Below are 12,869 nucleotides of genomic sequence, written 5' to 3' on the forward strand. Positions count from 1 at the left end.
CCCCCGACGGCTACGCGTGCACCTCGGGAGGGGTGGGCTTGGGCTCTTCAGTCGTGATCACGCGCGCTCCGGGCACCGGGCCGTGCGCCACGCGAACCGTCCGGCACACGCCGGCGCCGGCCAGTTCGGCGGCCACCTTCACCGCCGCGTCGCCGTCCTCGCACAGGAACGCCGTCGTGGGGCCGGAACCGGACACGATGCCGGCCAGCGCGCCCGCGTCGACACCCGCGCGCAGCGTCCGGCGCAGGTTCGGGCGCAGGGACACGGCCGCCGCCTGGAGGTCGTTGCCCAGCAGCAGGGCGAGCTGCCGCGGGTCGCCGGAGGACAGGCCCTCCAGCACGGCCTCGACCTCGCCCACGCGGGGCGGGTCCCCCTCGGCGCGCAGGCGGTCCAGCTCGTCGAAGACGTCCGGAGTGGACAGTCCGCGGCGGTCGAACGCCAGCACCCAGTGGAACTGGTGGCGGCCGAGCACGGGCACGATCCGCTCGCCGCGGCCGGTGCCGAGGGCGGTCGCGCCGTAGAGGGCGAAGGGGACGTCCGCGCCGAGCTTCGCGGCCAGTTCGGCCAGCTCGTCACGGCTGATGTCGAGGCGCCACAACGACGACAGGCCGACCAGCGCCGCCGCCGCGTCCGCGCTGCCGCCCGCCATGCCGCCCGCGACCGGGATGGCCTTGCGGATGACGACGCGGACCTTGGGGTCGTCGGCGTCCCTGCCGACGTGCGCGGCGAGCAGCTGGACGGCGCGCCACGCGAGGTTCGAGGCACCGGTGGGCACCTGGTCGGCGCCCTCGCCGTGGACCTCGACGCCCGGCTCGTCGGCGACCGCGACCGTGACCTCGTCGACCAGCGACAGCGCCTGGAAGACCGTCACCAGGTCGTGGTAACCGTCCGGACGCACGTCACCTACGGCCAGGTGCAGGTTGACCTTGGCCGGGACGCGAACTGTGACCGGGGGAGGAACGACTGCGAGCACCATGTCAGCCTACGGGCGTTCTCGGGTCCCGGACTCCTCCCCCGGTCGCAGTCGCGCTCAGACCGGGATGACCGAACCGTTGTACTTCTGCTTGATGTAGTCCTTGACCTGCTGCGACGCGAGCAGCTCCGCCAGGTCCCTGATGCGCTTGTCGTCCTTGAGCTCGGTGCGGGTGACCAGGCCGTTCGCGTTCGGGTTGTTCTCGGCCTTCTCCAGCGCGAGCGAGTCGGTGGCCGGCTTGAGGCCCGCGTCGATGGCGTAGTTGCCGTTGATGACCGACGCGTCGGTGTCCTCCAGCGACCGCGGCAGCTGAGCGGCCTCCAGGGGCACGAACTGCAGGTTCTTGGGGTTCTCCGCCAGGTCGCGCACGGTGGGCTGGTCGACGGCCTTGAGCTTGATCAGGCCGTTCGCCTCCAGCAGCTTCAGGCCGCGGGCCTCGTTCGTCGCGTCGTTGGCGACGGCGATCTTGGCACCGTTCGGCAGCTCGTCGAGCTTCTTGGCCTTCTTCGAGTAGAGGCCGAGCGGCTCGACGTGGACGGGCTGGACCCACTCGACCTTCGCGCCGGACTCCTTGGTGAAGGTCTCCAGGTACGGGACGGTCTGGAAGTAGTTGGCGTCGAGCGACCCGTCGACCAGCGCCGTGTTCGGCTGCACGTAGTCGGTGAACTCGACGACATCGATCTTGAGACCCTTCGACGAGGCGAGGTTGTCCGCCACGTACTTGAGGATCTCGGCGTGCGGGACCGGCGAGACGCCGACCTTGAGCGTGTCGGAGGCGCTGCTCGCACCACCCGACGAGCAGGCGGACAGAGCAGTCAAACCGGTCAAAGCGACTGCGATCAGGGCAGCACGAATACGCATGACGTTCCTTTTGAGAATTGCTACGGGTCAGACGGAGGCGTGCCGGCGCCGGTCGAAGGCGCGGGCGGCACGGGTGAAACCGAGCTGGATCACGGTGGTGAGCACGGCGAGCCACGCCACGGTGCTCCACAGGATCCGGTCGTTGAAGCGCTGGTAGCCCTCGCGGATCGCCAGGTCGCCGAGGCCACCGCCGCCGATCACGCCGGCCATCGCCGAGTACCCGATGAGGGCGATCACGGTGACGCCGATGGCGTTGATCAGCGCGGGCAGCGACTCGCGGATCAGCACGCTCTTGACGATCTTGAGGGTCGAGGCGCCGGTCGTGATCGCGGCTTCCACCACGGTCACGTGCACCTCGGACAGGATGTTCTGCACCAGCCTGCCCACGAACGGGATCGCTCCCACGGCCAGCGGCACGATGACCGCCGTGCTGCCGATCGAGCCGCCGACGATCAGGCGGGTGACCGACGTGAGCGCGACGAGCAGCACGATGAACGGCATCGAGCGGCCCAGGTCGGTGACGAAGCTCAGGATCCTGTGCACCGCGGCGTTCGGCCGCAGCCCGCCCTTGGCGGTGAGCTGCAGCCAAACACCCACGGGAACGCCCAGCAGTGTTGCGATGACAGTGGAGACGCCGACCATGTACAGCGTTTCTCCGGTGGCCTCGACGAGATACGCGATCACGTCGGACCAGGGTGTTGCAGACCTCACGCAGCTACTCCCTGCGGCCCCTTCAGGGACCTCTGCACAGCGCCGCCGGCCTCGCCGATCCACTCGAGAGCGGAGTCGGAGCGTTCGCCGTTCAGCCCCAGGCGGAAGCGCGCGACCGGGGTCTCCCCGAGACGCGTCAGGCCACCGCCGACGATGTTCAGTTCCACGCCGAACCGGTGCGCGGCCTCGGGCAGCAGCGCCCCGACCGCGGCGAACCCGACGAGCACGACGTCCGCGACGCGGTCGTAGCTGCTCTCGTTGATCGGGTTCAGGTCGACCGCGGGCAGCAGCGCACTGCTCGTGCGGCTCACCGGGTTGTTGACCAGGTCGAGGACCTTGCCGTGTTCGACGACGCGCCCCTGCTCCAGCACGGCGACGTCGTCGCAGATCTTCCGGACCACACCCATGTCGTGCGTGACGACGAGGACGGTCACACCCAGCTCAGCGCGCGCACGGTCGAGCACGGTCAGCACGGAACCGGTGGTCTCCGGGTCCAGCGCGGACGTCGGCTCGTCGGCGAGCAGCACGGACGGGTTGGCGGCGAGGGCACGCGCCACGGCGATGCGCTGGCGCTGCCCGCCGGACAGCTGGTCGGGGTACGCGGCGGCCTTGTCGGTGAGCCCGACGAGGTCGAGCAGCTCGCCGACCCTCGTCCGCCGCTGAGGTCCGGGGACTCCCGCGCTCTCGAGCGGCAGCGCGATGTTGCCGGCCGCCGTGCGCTGGCGGAGGAGCGAATCCCCTTGCGGCACAACGCCGATCTGCCTGCGAGCAGCCCTGAGGGCCGACCCGTCGAGGCTCGTGATGTCGGTGCCGTCGACGCGGATCGCCCCGGAGTCGGGACGCTCCAGCAGCGCGACGCAGCGGGCGAGAGTGGACTTGCCGGCACCGCTCGGGCCGACGACACCGAGCACGGTGCCGGCCTCGACGTCGAGGGTCACGCCGTTGAGGGCGCTGACACCCTGGAAGGACTTGGTGAGGTTTTCGACAGTGATCACTTCTGCTCCACGGCTGCGCGCGACGGCACCTCGTCCGCTCGTGGCGGACGTGCGCGGTCGAAGATTGCTGCTCAGGGGTGTGCGCCACTCTTCGTTCGAGTGCGCGTCAAAGGACTTTGAAAAGGCGCCTTAGACGAGGTGGCGACGACATGCAGAAGACGAGCGACGGCACTGGTCGATGACTCGACGGCGCGTCAGCATTCGCACGGTACCCATGGTGCTCCTCCATCGGTCCTGGCGTTAGCACCTGCCCGCATCCAGCGGGTGGTTGCTGCGACGTCGTAGAGCCAGGTCTCTCAGTCGCTCCGGATGGCAAGTAGCAGTCAACCGGACGGACGTTCGGTTGCGCAAGCCAGATTCGGATTCGTTCGACAGATCACACTGATGGCCGAAGGATCCCCGGCCTAGACCTCCGCAATCCGGATGAAGTCGATCACGCTGAGCTGCTCCCCCCGCAGCTGCGGGTCGACACCGGCCTTCTCGAGCAGTTCGTCGACGTTCGGGGTGTGTGCTTTGAGAGCAGCCCTGAGGGTCTTGCGGCGCTGCGCGAAGGCGGCGTCCACGATCTTGAAGAGCTTGGATCGGTCCACTGTGGACAGCGGCTTCTCGTGGCGCTGGAACCAGACCAGCCCCGAGTCGACGTTCGGCGCGGGCCAGAAGACGTTCTTGCCGATCGCGCCGGCCTTCTTCGCCTCGGCGTACCAGGCGAGCTTCACGCTGGGGACGCCGTAGATCTTGTTGCCGGGCTTCGCTGCCATCCGGTCGGCCACCTCGGCCTGCACCATCACCAGCCCCTTCTGGAGGCTGGGGAGCTCGGCCAGGAGGTGGAGGACCACCGGCACCGCCACGTTGTAGGGCAGGTTGGCGACGATCGCGGTGGGCTGGAACGGCAGGTCTTCCCGGGTGACTTTCATGGCGTCCTTGAGGACGACGTGGAGCTTGTGGGCGTTCTCCGGATCCATCTCTTGGACGGTCTGCGGGAGCCTTTGCGCCAGCGGGGGGTCGATTTCCACGGCCACCACCTGGCTGGCGCTCGGGAGGAGGGCGAGGGTGAGCGAGCCCAGGCCCGGGCCCACCTCCAGGACGACGTCGTCCTCGGTGAGCTCGGCCGCGGTGACGATCTTGCGGACGGTGTTGGGGTCGTGGACGAAGTTCTGGCCCAGTTTCTTGGTGGGGCGGATGTCCAGCTCTGCGGCTAGACGGCGGACTTCGGCAGGACCCAGCAGGCTCACCCCGGCATTCTCGCAGGCCTGGTGGTGGGTGGGGTGGGTGGTACCTGGGGTTGGCGGTGACGAGCGTGGGCGGTGACGAGCCGGGTCATGTCATCGCCGCTTCGCGACGATCGCGATCGGGGCTTGACTTCGGGGCCCTTGCGAGGCCTTTCTCGGCCTGATGAAGGCCGGTCTGTGAAGCCCGGCCGAGTGGTCAAGTTCAAGGACTCGCACCCGAAGTCAAGCCCCGATCGCCGTCGGGGTCGGGTCATTACCGCTGGTCAGAGTGGGTAGAGGTAGGGGCGGCTCGGCTTCGCCATTGCGCTGGGTGGTGGGGTGGCTCGCCTTCGGCTTCGCCTGGACCTGCACCGCCTCACGCCGGGCCTGGGTGGTCTCACCCGTGCCGCGCCTCACGCCTGCCGCGATCCGCCGCATCTCCCATGCCGCGCCGCACCTCACCCAGCCCTGCCGCGCGCCACCGTGGCGGGTGCGCTCCCCCGGCAACCCGCCCGCAGACGCGTCCCAGCCGTCCAGCCCCACCAAGTCCCCGCCCAGCGGGCCCCGGACGCGACGAAGGCCGCCCCTGGCGGTCCAGGAGCGGCCTTCGTCGGGGGACGGAGAGGGTTTACGGCAGGCCGAGCTTCGCGCGGCAGCCCGGCCACGCCGAGTACGTGCCGCCGCGGCCGTCGCGGAGCTTGGTGGCGATGGCGATCTGCTGCTCGCGGGTGGCCTGGTGCGGGAGCTGCGCGTAGGCGGTGCCGCCGTAGGCGGCCCAGGTGCTCGCGTTGAACTGGAGGCCGCCGTAGTAGCCGTTGCCGGTGTTGATCGCCCAGTTGCCGCCCGCCTCGCACTTGGCCAGGCGGTCCCACACCTCGCCGTCGGGGAGGGGCTTGGTGCCGACGGTGATCTTCTTCGGCTTCGGCTCCTTGGTGACCTTGCTGCTCAGCTTCTCGCGGCTGATCTCCTTGCCGTTCTTCACCGTCACGCGGTACTGCGAGGTCTGCTCGCCGGCCTCGCCCGGGTCGGTGACCTTCTGCTCGCCCGCGTTCATGTTCGGGTCGTTGGTCTTCTCGACGGGCGGGGCGACCGGCTCGTTCACGTTGATGACCGTGACGCCGGTGCGGGAGATGTAGACCTCGGCGCCGGTCGCGATCTTGACGTCCGTGCCGGACGAGACGGCGTCCTCCGGGCCGAGGGTGAGGTTCTCGGCCTTGAGGAGCTCGTCGACGGTCAGGGCGGTGGTCTTGATCTCGCGGACCGGGTTCGCGCCGTCGAACAGCTTGACGAGCTTGCTGGTCTTGACCTCGAGGTTCATGCCCTCGAGCGGGATGTCCTGCGAACCGGGCGCGGACATCCAGGCGCCTTCGAGGTTCACGCCGAGCTGCTTCGCGGCTTCCTCGACGGTGATCGAGCGAACCCAGTCCTCGCGGGCCTGGCCGTCGACGCTCGTCTTGAGCAGGCGGCCGCGGTCGAGGCTGATCTTGCCGCCGTCGGAGATCGGGGCGTTCAGCGACGGGGACAGGGCGTCGTGCTCACCGACGACGATGCCTTCCTCTGCCAGGACCTCGCCGACCGTGCCCTCGTACGAGTGGACGGTCTGCAGCGCTCCGTCGACCTCGACGGTCAGCGACTTGTCCATCGCCATCGCGGTCACGCCGCCGCCGGAGATCGACACGAGGACCGCGGCAACGGCGCCCTTGAGGAAGCGGCGCTTCCACGTCGAGGCGGCCTTGACGAGGACCTGCGGGTCGCGCTTCTCCTCTTCCTCCGACGGGAGGACGAGGGGCGGCATGATCGTCGTCTCGGCGTTGATGAGACGGATCAGCTCGTCGACGTCGACGTTGGCCGAGGCGAGCAGGTCGTCGGCGTCCGGGCCGAGCACCTCGAGCACGTCCGCGGGCGTGATGGTCAGCGCGCCGGGGGGAAAGCTCGGGTGGGGATCAGCGACGCCCACCGCGGTGCCGCCGACCGGCGTGAACCAGTCGGTGTCCTCGTTGAAGTCGTACGACGCGGCGGCAGTTCTGTCGCTACCGGACATCAGGGTCGATACCTCCATTGCGGAAGCTTTGAGGCCACCGCACAGTTGGCGTTGACAAGATCATTCGAGTTGGAGCTCGAAGGTTCCCGGCAACTCCTCCTACGTGGTCTCGCTTCTTCGCGCTTCTGGCTTCGGTCCCGCCCCGACTGCGGGCGTGCTCCGAACCGACAACGTCGGCTCTGGTGGCACGGTCACGGGACAGTAACGGGGCGAAGCACGTTGCGCAAACACCCCCACCGATGTTGTGACCTCAGTCACCCCATGGAGGTAGGAACCCTGTACTCCGTTCGCTCTACGTCGCATTTCAGTGGTCGAACCCGAACACTCGTTGAGCAGTACGGGTGACGGCGGCGCAGAGTTCAGAAAGATCTTCGCCACGGACCGTAGCGAGATCCCGAACTGTGTAATTCACACAATAGGGTTCGTTTGGACGTCCCCGGAACGGATGGGGCGTCAGGAACGGCGCGTCCGTCTCGACCAGGAGCTGGTCCTGGGGCACGAGCTGGGCCGCCTCGCGCAGGGCACGCGCGTTCTTGAACGTCACCGGGCCCGCGAACGACAGGACGTACCCCGCGTCGACGCAGCGGCGGGCGAAGTCCGCGTCACCGGAGAAGCAGTGGAAGACCACTGTGGACGGTGCGCCCTCGGCGTCCAGGATCTTGAGGATGTCCTCGTGCGCGTCCCTGTCGTGGATCATCAACGGCTTGCCGACGCGCTTGGAAAGGTCGATGTGCCAACGGAAAGCCTCGTGCTGCGCGGCCGGCGGCGAGTAGTCCCAGTAGTAGTCCAGACCCGTCTCGCCGATCGCGACCACACGCGGCAGAACGGCCAGACGCTCCAGTTCGGACTTCTCCGCGTCCCCGAACGACGCCGTGCGCGTCGGGTGCACGGCCACCGCCGCGTAGACCCGCGGGTCCCAAGTGGACGCTTCGGCGGCCCAGCGGGCGGCGGCCAGGTCGTCCGCCACGGTGATCACGTGCGAGACGCCGGCGGCCTCCGCCCGGTCGAGCAGGACCGCCACGTCGGCGGCGGTCGAGGCGCCGCACGCGTCGAGGTGGGTGTGGGCGTCGACCACCGGCACCGGAAGGGCTTCCGGCACCGGCGGTCGTTCCCGCTTCTCCGCCACTAGTCGGTGACGATCGGAGCCCACTCGGGCCCGGTCTCGCCGAGCTTCGCGTCGAGCTTGGTGAACAGCGGCGACGGCTTCTGCAGCGGCCGGCCCACCTCGAGCGGCGTGGACTCCCACTTCGCCTGCTCACCCGCGTAGTCACCGGTCAGCACCGGGTACGAGCGGTCGGGCACGTCGAGGTCGGAGACCTCGTTCATCTGGGGCTGTGCGGCCCACACGCCCGTGCCGCCCAACGCCTCGTGCACCTTCTGCGCCGAGTGCGGCAGGAACGGCGTCATGAGCGTGTTCGCGTCCTGCACGACCTGCAACGCCGTGTGCAGCACCGAGTCGCGGCGGTCCGGGTCGTCCTTGAGCTTCCACGGCTCCTGGTCCGACAGGTACTTGTTCGCCGCCGAGATCACGCGCATCGCCTCGCCGGAGGCCTGCTTGAACCGCGAGCGGCGCAGGTGCGCGCCGACCGTGTCGAACGCCGCCTTGGACTGCGCGAGCAGCTCGTGGTCGGCGGGGGTCAGAGCGGTGGCCTTCGGGATGGCGCCGACGTTCTTGTGCGCCATCGAGACCGAGCGGTTGACCAGGTTGCCCCACTCGTTCGCCAGCTCGAAGTTCGTCCGGCGGACGAACTCCTCCCAGGTGAAGTCCGTGTCCTGGTTCTCGGGACCCGCGACGGAGATGAAGTACCGCAGCGCGTCCGGCCCGAACTCCTTCAGGAAGTCGCCGACGTAGATCACGGTGCCGCGCGAGGTGGAGAACTTCGAGCCGCTCATCGTCAGGTACTCCGACGACACGACCTCGGTCGGCAGGTTCAGCGTGCCGAACCGGCCGGGCTCGCCGCCCTTGTCGCCCGCGCCGTTCTGCCCGAGCAGCAGCGACGGCCAGATGAGCGAGTGGAAGACGATGTTGTCCTTGCCCATGAAGTAGTAGCCCTGAGCGTCACCCGTCCAGAACTCCTGCCACGCGTCCGGATTGCCGGAACGGCGGGCCCACTCGACCGAGGCGCTCAAGTAGCCGATGACCGCGTCGAACCACACGTAGAACCGCTTCATCGGCTGGTCGCTCCACCCGTCGAGCGGGATCGGCACACCCCAGTCGAGGTCGCGGGTGATGGCGCGCGGCCGCAGGTCCTTGATCAGGTTCTGCGAGAACTTGAGCACGTTCGGGCGCCACTCGGTCCGCGTGCCCATCCACGAGCCCAGCGACTCGATGAACGACGGCAGATCGAGGAACAGGTGCTCGGTCTCGATGAACTTCGGCGTCTCGCCGTTGATCCGCGAGCGCGGGTTCTTCAGGTCGATCGGGTCGAGCTGGTTGCCGCAGTTGTCGCACTGGTCGCCGCGCGCGCCGTCGTACCCGCAGATCGGGCAGGTGCCCTCGATGAAGCGGTCGGGCAGCGTCCTGCCGGTCGACGGACTGATGGCGCCCATCTCCGTCTTGGGGATGACGTAGCCGTTCTTCCACAGCGCGGAGAACAGGTCCTGCACCACCTGGTAGTGGTTGCCGGTGGTGGTGCGGGTGAACAGGTCGTAGGACAGGCCGAGGCCCTGCAGGTCGCCGGCGATGACGCGGTTGTACTTGTCGGCGAGCTCGCGGGCCGTCAGGCCCTCCTTCTCGGCCTGCACCTGGATGGGTGTGCCGTGCTCGTCCGTGCCGCTGACCATGAGCACCCGGTGTCCGGACATTCGCATGTAGCGGGAGAAGACGTCGGACGGGACACCGAAACCGGAGACGTGACCGATGTGCCTGGGGCCGTTGGCATAAGGCCAGGCCACCGCGGTCAGTACGGAGGCACTCATGTGCATAGCCTACGGAGGCGGTGCCAGCCGCTTTTCACTGCATGGGAGGTCGGTTTGTCCGCGACCAGGATGCTGGTGCTCGGCGTGGTCAAGCTCGTCGGCGAGGCGCACGGCTACGTGGTGCGCCGCGAGCTCAGGTCGTGGTCGGCCGACAGCTGGGCGAACGTGCAGCCCGGCTCGATCTACCACGCGCTGAAGTCGCTGGCCAAGGACGGACTGCTGGAGCCGGTCGGCGTCGAGTCCGGCGAGGGACCGGCCCGCACGAGCTACCGGATCACGCCCGCCGGCGAGCACGAACTGGACGACCTGCTCGGCCACGCGCTGGCGAACCCCGCGGCCGGCAACGACGAGGTCTCCGCGGGCGTGGCGATGCTCAACCTCGTCCCCCGCAGGCAGGCCGTGGTGCTGCTGAAGAACCGGCTGGCGGGTCTCGAAGGCCAGCTCACGCCGACGCGCCACGGCATTGAGTCGATGCCGGAGATGGGCAAGCCCGCGCACGTCAGCGAGCTGTTTCGACTGTGGCTCGTCCACCTCGAAGGCCAGGTGCGCTGGACTCGGGAGTTGATCGAACGGCTGGAGGCCGGGGAGTACGACCTGAGGGACTAGTCAAACTTGATTAGTTCTCGCTAGCCTCTAGTCAAAGTTGACTAGAGGGGGTTCAGTCATGATCGAGGCACGCGGCCTCGCGCGCCGGTTCACGACCAAGGCCGGTCCCGTGGACGCCGTGCGCGGCGTGGACTTCGACGTCGCCGAGGGCGAGCTCGTCGGGTTCCTCGGCCCGAACGGCGCCGGCAAGTCCACGACGTTGCGCATGCTCACGACCCTGCTGCGGCCGACCGCGGGTGAGGCGGTGATCGCCGGGCACGACCTGCTGACCGATCCGGCGGGCGTGCGCCGCACCATCGGCTACGTCGGCCAGAAGGGCGGCGGCGGACTCGACCAGCGCGTCGGTGACGAGCTGGAGTTCCAGGCCCGGTTCTACGGCCTGTCCGCGGCCGACGCCCGCAGGAAGGCCCGTGACCTGCTCGAACGATTCGACCTGGCCGGTCTCGAGAAGCGCGGGATCGTCACGCTGTCGGGCGGCCAGCAACGCAGGCTCGACATCGCGATGGGCATGCTGCACGACCCGCGCCTGCTGTTCCTGGACGAGCCGTCGACCGCGCTCGACCCGCAGAGCCGCCGCAACCTGTGGGAGCACATCAGGCAGCTCAGGGCCGACGGCGTCACGGTCTTCCTGACCACGCACTACCTGGACGAGGCCGACTTCCTCTGCGACCGGCTGCTGGTCATCGACCACGGCGCGATCGTCGGCGAGGGCTCACCGGACGAGCTGAAGCACCGCGTCTCCGGCGACCTCGTCGTGCTCGGCACGCCCCAGGCGCAGCTCGTCGCCACGAAGTTCGAGAACGCCGTGGTCGACGGCGAGGTGGTCAGCTTCCGCATCCCGAACGGCGACCGAGCGCTGCCGTCGTTGCTCAAGGACCTCGACCACATCGGCGTCGAGCTGCACTCCGTCCAGGTGCACCGGCCGACGCTCGACGACGTGTTCCTGACCATGACCGGTCGTTCCCTGCGGGAGGACAGCAATGCTGCGTGACACCTGGCTCGTCTTCTCCCGCGTCATGCTGCCGGTGCTGCGCAACCCGGTCGCGATCGTTTTCGGGCTCGCCCAGCCGTTGCTCTACCTCGGGCTCTTCGGGCCGTTGCTGGGCGAGGGCAGCTGGCAGTGGTTCGTGCCCGGCCTGCTGGTGCAGATGGCGTTGTTCGGCACGGCCTACGCGGGCTTCTCGCTGTTGCCCGAGGTCCGCACGGGCGTGATGGAACGGCTGCGGGTCACCCCGGTCAGCCGGGTCGCGCTGCTCGTCGGGCGCGTCGGCAAGGACGTGGTGCTGCTGGTCGTGCAGAGCCTGCTGATCGTGCTGGCCGCGATGCTGTTCGGGTTCCGGGCGTCGGCGGGGCAGGTGCTGCTCGGGCTCGGGCTGGTGGCGTTGCTCGGCATCGCGATCGGCTCCGTGTCGTACGCGGTCGCGCTGAAGGTGAAGCTGGAGTACGTCTTCGCGTCGGTGCTGTCCGCGACCATCGTGCCGTTGATGCTCCTCAGCGGCGTGCTGCTGCCCATGTCGAACGGCCCACAGTGGCTTTACTGGCTGTCGCGGGTCAACCCGCTGGCGCACGTCGTGGACGCCGAGAGGTCGATCTTCAACCCCGGCACCGCGCTCTACGGGCTGATCTCCGTGGTCGCGTTGGTGCTGGTCGGCGTGTTCTACGGCGTGCGCACGTTCAACAAGGAGTCAGCTTGACTTGATCGCCGCGTCGTAGAGCGTCTTCTTGCTGATCCCGGCCGCCTCCGCGACCTCGGCGGCGGCCGACTTCATCCGCTCCCCGTCGGCGACGCGCTGCTTCACCTCGGCCACCAGCGTGTCGAGGTCCGGCGTGTCGGCGACGGGAGCGGGACCGAGCACCACGGTGATCTCGCCGCGTGCGCCTTCCACGGCCCACTCGGCGAGCTCACCGAGGGTGCCGCGCACGACCTCCTCGTACTTCTTCGTCAGCTCCCGGCACACGGCGGCGCGGCGGTCCGGTCCGAGCACCTCGACGGCGTCCGCGAGCGTGTCCGCGAGCCGGTGGGGCGCCTCGAAGAAGACGACGGTGCGCTGCTCGGTGGCCAGCGGGGCGAACCAGCGCCTGCGCTCACCCGACTTGCGTGGAGGGAAGCCGTCGAACGCGAACCTGTCGCTCGGCAGGCCGGACAGCGCCAGTGCCGTCGTCACCGCGGACGGCCCCGGCAGGCACGTGACCGTGAGGTCCTGCTCGACGCACGCGGCGACGAGCCGGTAACCGGGATCGGAGACCGACGGCATTCCGGCATCCGTCACGAGCAGCACGGTCTCGCCGTTGTGCAGCGATTCGAGCAGGCCGGGGAGGCGCCCGACCTCGTTCTGGTCGTAGAAGCTGATCACCCGCCCGGACGGCTTGACCTGCAACGCGGCGGCGAGGCCGTGCAGTCTCCTGGTGTCCTCGGCGGCGATCACGTCGGCCGTCTCGAGGGCCTCGACCAGGCGCGCGGAGGCGTCGCGGATGTCCCCGAGAGGGGTGGCTGCCAGAACAAGACGGCCTGAACCGGATACAGGACTCACAAGCTTCACCCTACGATCGGCGGC

The 12,869-nt window shown here is 68.9% G+C and carries 12 protein-coding genes and 1 riboswitch; of the genes, 3 read left to right on the forward strand and 9 right to left on the reverse strand.

Going from position 1 to position 12,869, the window contains the following annotated elements:
• Positions 1-10: 10 nt before the first annotated feature.
• The 8 genes from ND450_RS28660 to metG form a co-directional block, all read right to left on the reverse strand.
• Positions 11-973: a 4-(cytidine 5'-diphospho)-2-C-methyl-D-erythritol kinase gene (locus ND450_RS28660; protein ID WP_253321644.1), complete on the reverse strand. Its 963-nt coding sequence runs from the start codon at positions 971-973 to the stop codon at positions 11-13.
• Positions 974-1,030: 57 nt separating this feature from the next.
• Positions 1,031-1,834, reverse strand: coding sequence for a MetQ/NlpA family ABC transporter substrate-binding protein (locus tag ND450_RS28665; RefSeq protein ID WP_253321645.1), 804 nt, complete (start codon positions 1,832-1,834; stop codon positions 1,031-1,033).
• A gap of 27 nt (positions 1,835-1,861) precedes the next feature.
• Positions 1,862-2,545 carry a methionine ABC transporter permease gene (locus ND450_RS28670; protein WP_089909224.1) on the reverse strand — a complete coding sequence of 228 codons (684 nt, stop codon included), beginning with the start codon at positions 2,543-2,545 and terminating at the stop codon, positions 1,862-1,864.
• Positions 2,542-3,540 carry a methionine ABC transporter ATP-binding protein gene (locus tag ND450_RS28675; RefSeq protein ID WP_089909222.1) on the reverse strand — a complete coding sequence of 333 codons (999 nt, stop codon included), beginning with the start codon at positions 3,538-3,540 and terminating at the stop codon, positions 2,542-2,544. Before ND450_RS28675 ends, ND450_RS28670 begins: the two co-directional genes overlap by 4 nt.
• A gap of 222 nt (positions 3,541-3,762) precedes the next feature.
• Positions 3,763-3,856: riboswitch (SAM riboswitch) on the reverse strand.
• An 88-nt stretch (positions 3,857-3,944) separates the two neighbouring features.
• Positions 3,945-4,766 carry a 16S rRNA (adenine(1518)-N(6)/adenine(1519)-N(6))-dimethyltransferase RsmA gene (gene rsmA / locus ND450_RS28680; RefSeq protein WP_253328019.1) on the reverse strand — a complete coding sequence of 274 codons (822 nt, stop codon included), beginning with the start codon at positions 4,764-4,766 and terminating at the stop codon, positions 3,945-3,947.
• Between the two features lie 610 nt (positions 4,767-5,376).
• Positions 5,377-6,789: a resuscitation-promoting factor gene (locus tag ND450_RS45885; protein WP_305885181.1), complete on the reverse strand. Its 1,413-nt coding sequence runs from the start codon at positions 6,787-6,789 to the stop codon at positions 5,377-5,379.
• Positions 6,790-7,093: 304 nt separating this feature from the next.
• Positions 7,094-7,888, reverse strand: a complete 795-nt coding sequence (locus ND450_RS28695) for a TatD family hydrolase (protein WP_253321646.1) — start codon at positions 7,886-7,888, stop codon at positions 7,094-7,096.
• Between the two features lie 26 nt (positions 7,889-7,914).
• Positions 7,915-9,708, reverse strand: a complete 1,794-nt coding sequence (metG, locus tag ND450_RS28700; protein ID WP_253321647.1) for a methionine--tRNA ligase — start codon at positions 9,706-9,708, stop codon at positions 7,915-7,917.
• Between the two features lie 54 nt (positions 9,709-9,762).
• Here metG and ND450_RS28705 point away from each other — a divergent pair, with 54 nt between their 5' ends.
• The 3 genes from ND450_RS28705 to ND450_RS28715 are packed head-to-tail and all read left to right on the forward strand — an operon-like array spanning position 9,763 to position 12,008.
• Positions 9,763-10,314, forward strand: a complete 552-nt coding sequence (locus tag ND450_RS28705) for a PadR family transcriptional regulator (RefSeq protein WP_253321648.1) — start codon at positions 9,763-9,765, stop codon at positions 10,312-10,314.
• Positions 10,315-10,372: 58 nt separating this feature from the next.
• The gene (locus tag ND450_RS28710; protein ID WP_253321649.1) at positions 10,373-11,305 is read left to right on the forward strand and encodes an ATP-binding cassette domain-containing protein; all 933 of its coding nucleotides are present in this window, start codon (positions 10,373-10,375) and stop codon (positions 11,303-11,305) included.
• Positions 11,295-12,008 carry an ABC transporter permease gene (locus tag ND450_RS28715; protein ID WP_253321650.1) on the forward strand — a complete coding sequence of 238 codons (714 nt, stop codon included), beginning with the start codon at positions 11,295-11,297 and terminating at the stop codon, positions 12,006-12,008. Before ND450_RS28710 ends, ND450_RS28715 begins: the two co-directional genes overlap by 11 nt.
• Here ND450_RS28715 and rsmI read toward each other — a convergent pair.
• Positions 12,000-12,845, reverse strand: coding sequence for a 16S rRNA (cytidine(1402)-2'-O)-methyltransferase (rsmI, locus tag ND450_RS28720; RefSeq protein ID WP_253321651.1), 846 nt, complete (start codon positions 12,843-12,845; stop codon positions 12,000-12,002). The two genes, ND450_RS28715 and rsmI, sit on opposite strands and share 9 nt — an antisense overlap.
• Positions 12,846-12,869 lie beyond the last annotated feature (24 nt).

Source organism: Lentzea sp. HUAS12 (assembly GCF_024125735.1).
In the GTDB taxonomy this organism is placed as follows: Bacteria; Actinomycetota; Actinomycetes; order Mycobacteriales; family Pseudonocardiaceae; genus Lentzea; species Lentzea albida.

Coding starts and splice junctions, on each gene's coding strand:
- ND450_RS28665 (WP_253321645.1), bottom strand. CDS start 1,834: ATGCGTATTCGTGCTGCCCTGATCGCAGTCGCTTTGACCGGTTTGACT.
- ND450_RS45885 (WP_305885181.1), bottom strand. CDS start 6,789: ATGTCCGGTAGCGACAGAACTGCCGCCGCGTCGTACGACTTCAACGAG.
- ND450_RS28715 (WP_253321650.1), top strand. CDS start 11,295: ATGCTGCGTGACACCTGGCTCGTCTTCTCCCGCGTCATGCTGCCGGTG.
- ND450_RS28710 (WP_253321649.1), top strand. CDS start 10,373: ATGATCGAGGCACGCGGCCTCGCGCGCCGGTTCACGACCAAGGCCGGT.
- metG (WP_253321647.1), bottom strand. CDS start 9,708: ATGAGTGCCTCCGTACTGACCGCGGTGGCCTGGCCTTATGCCAACGGC.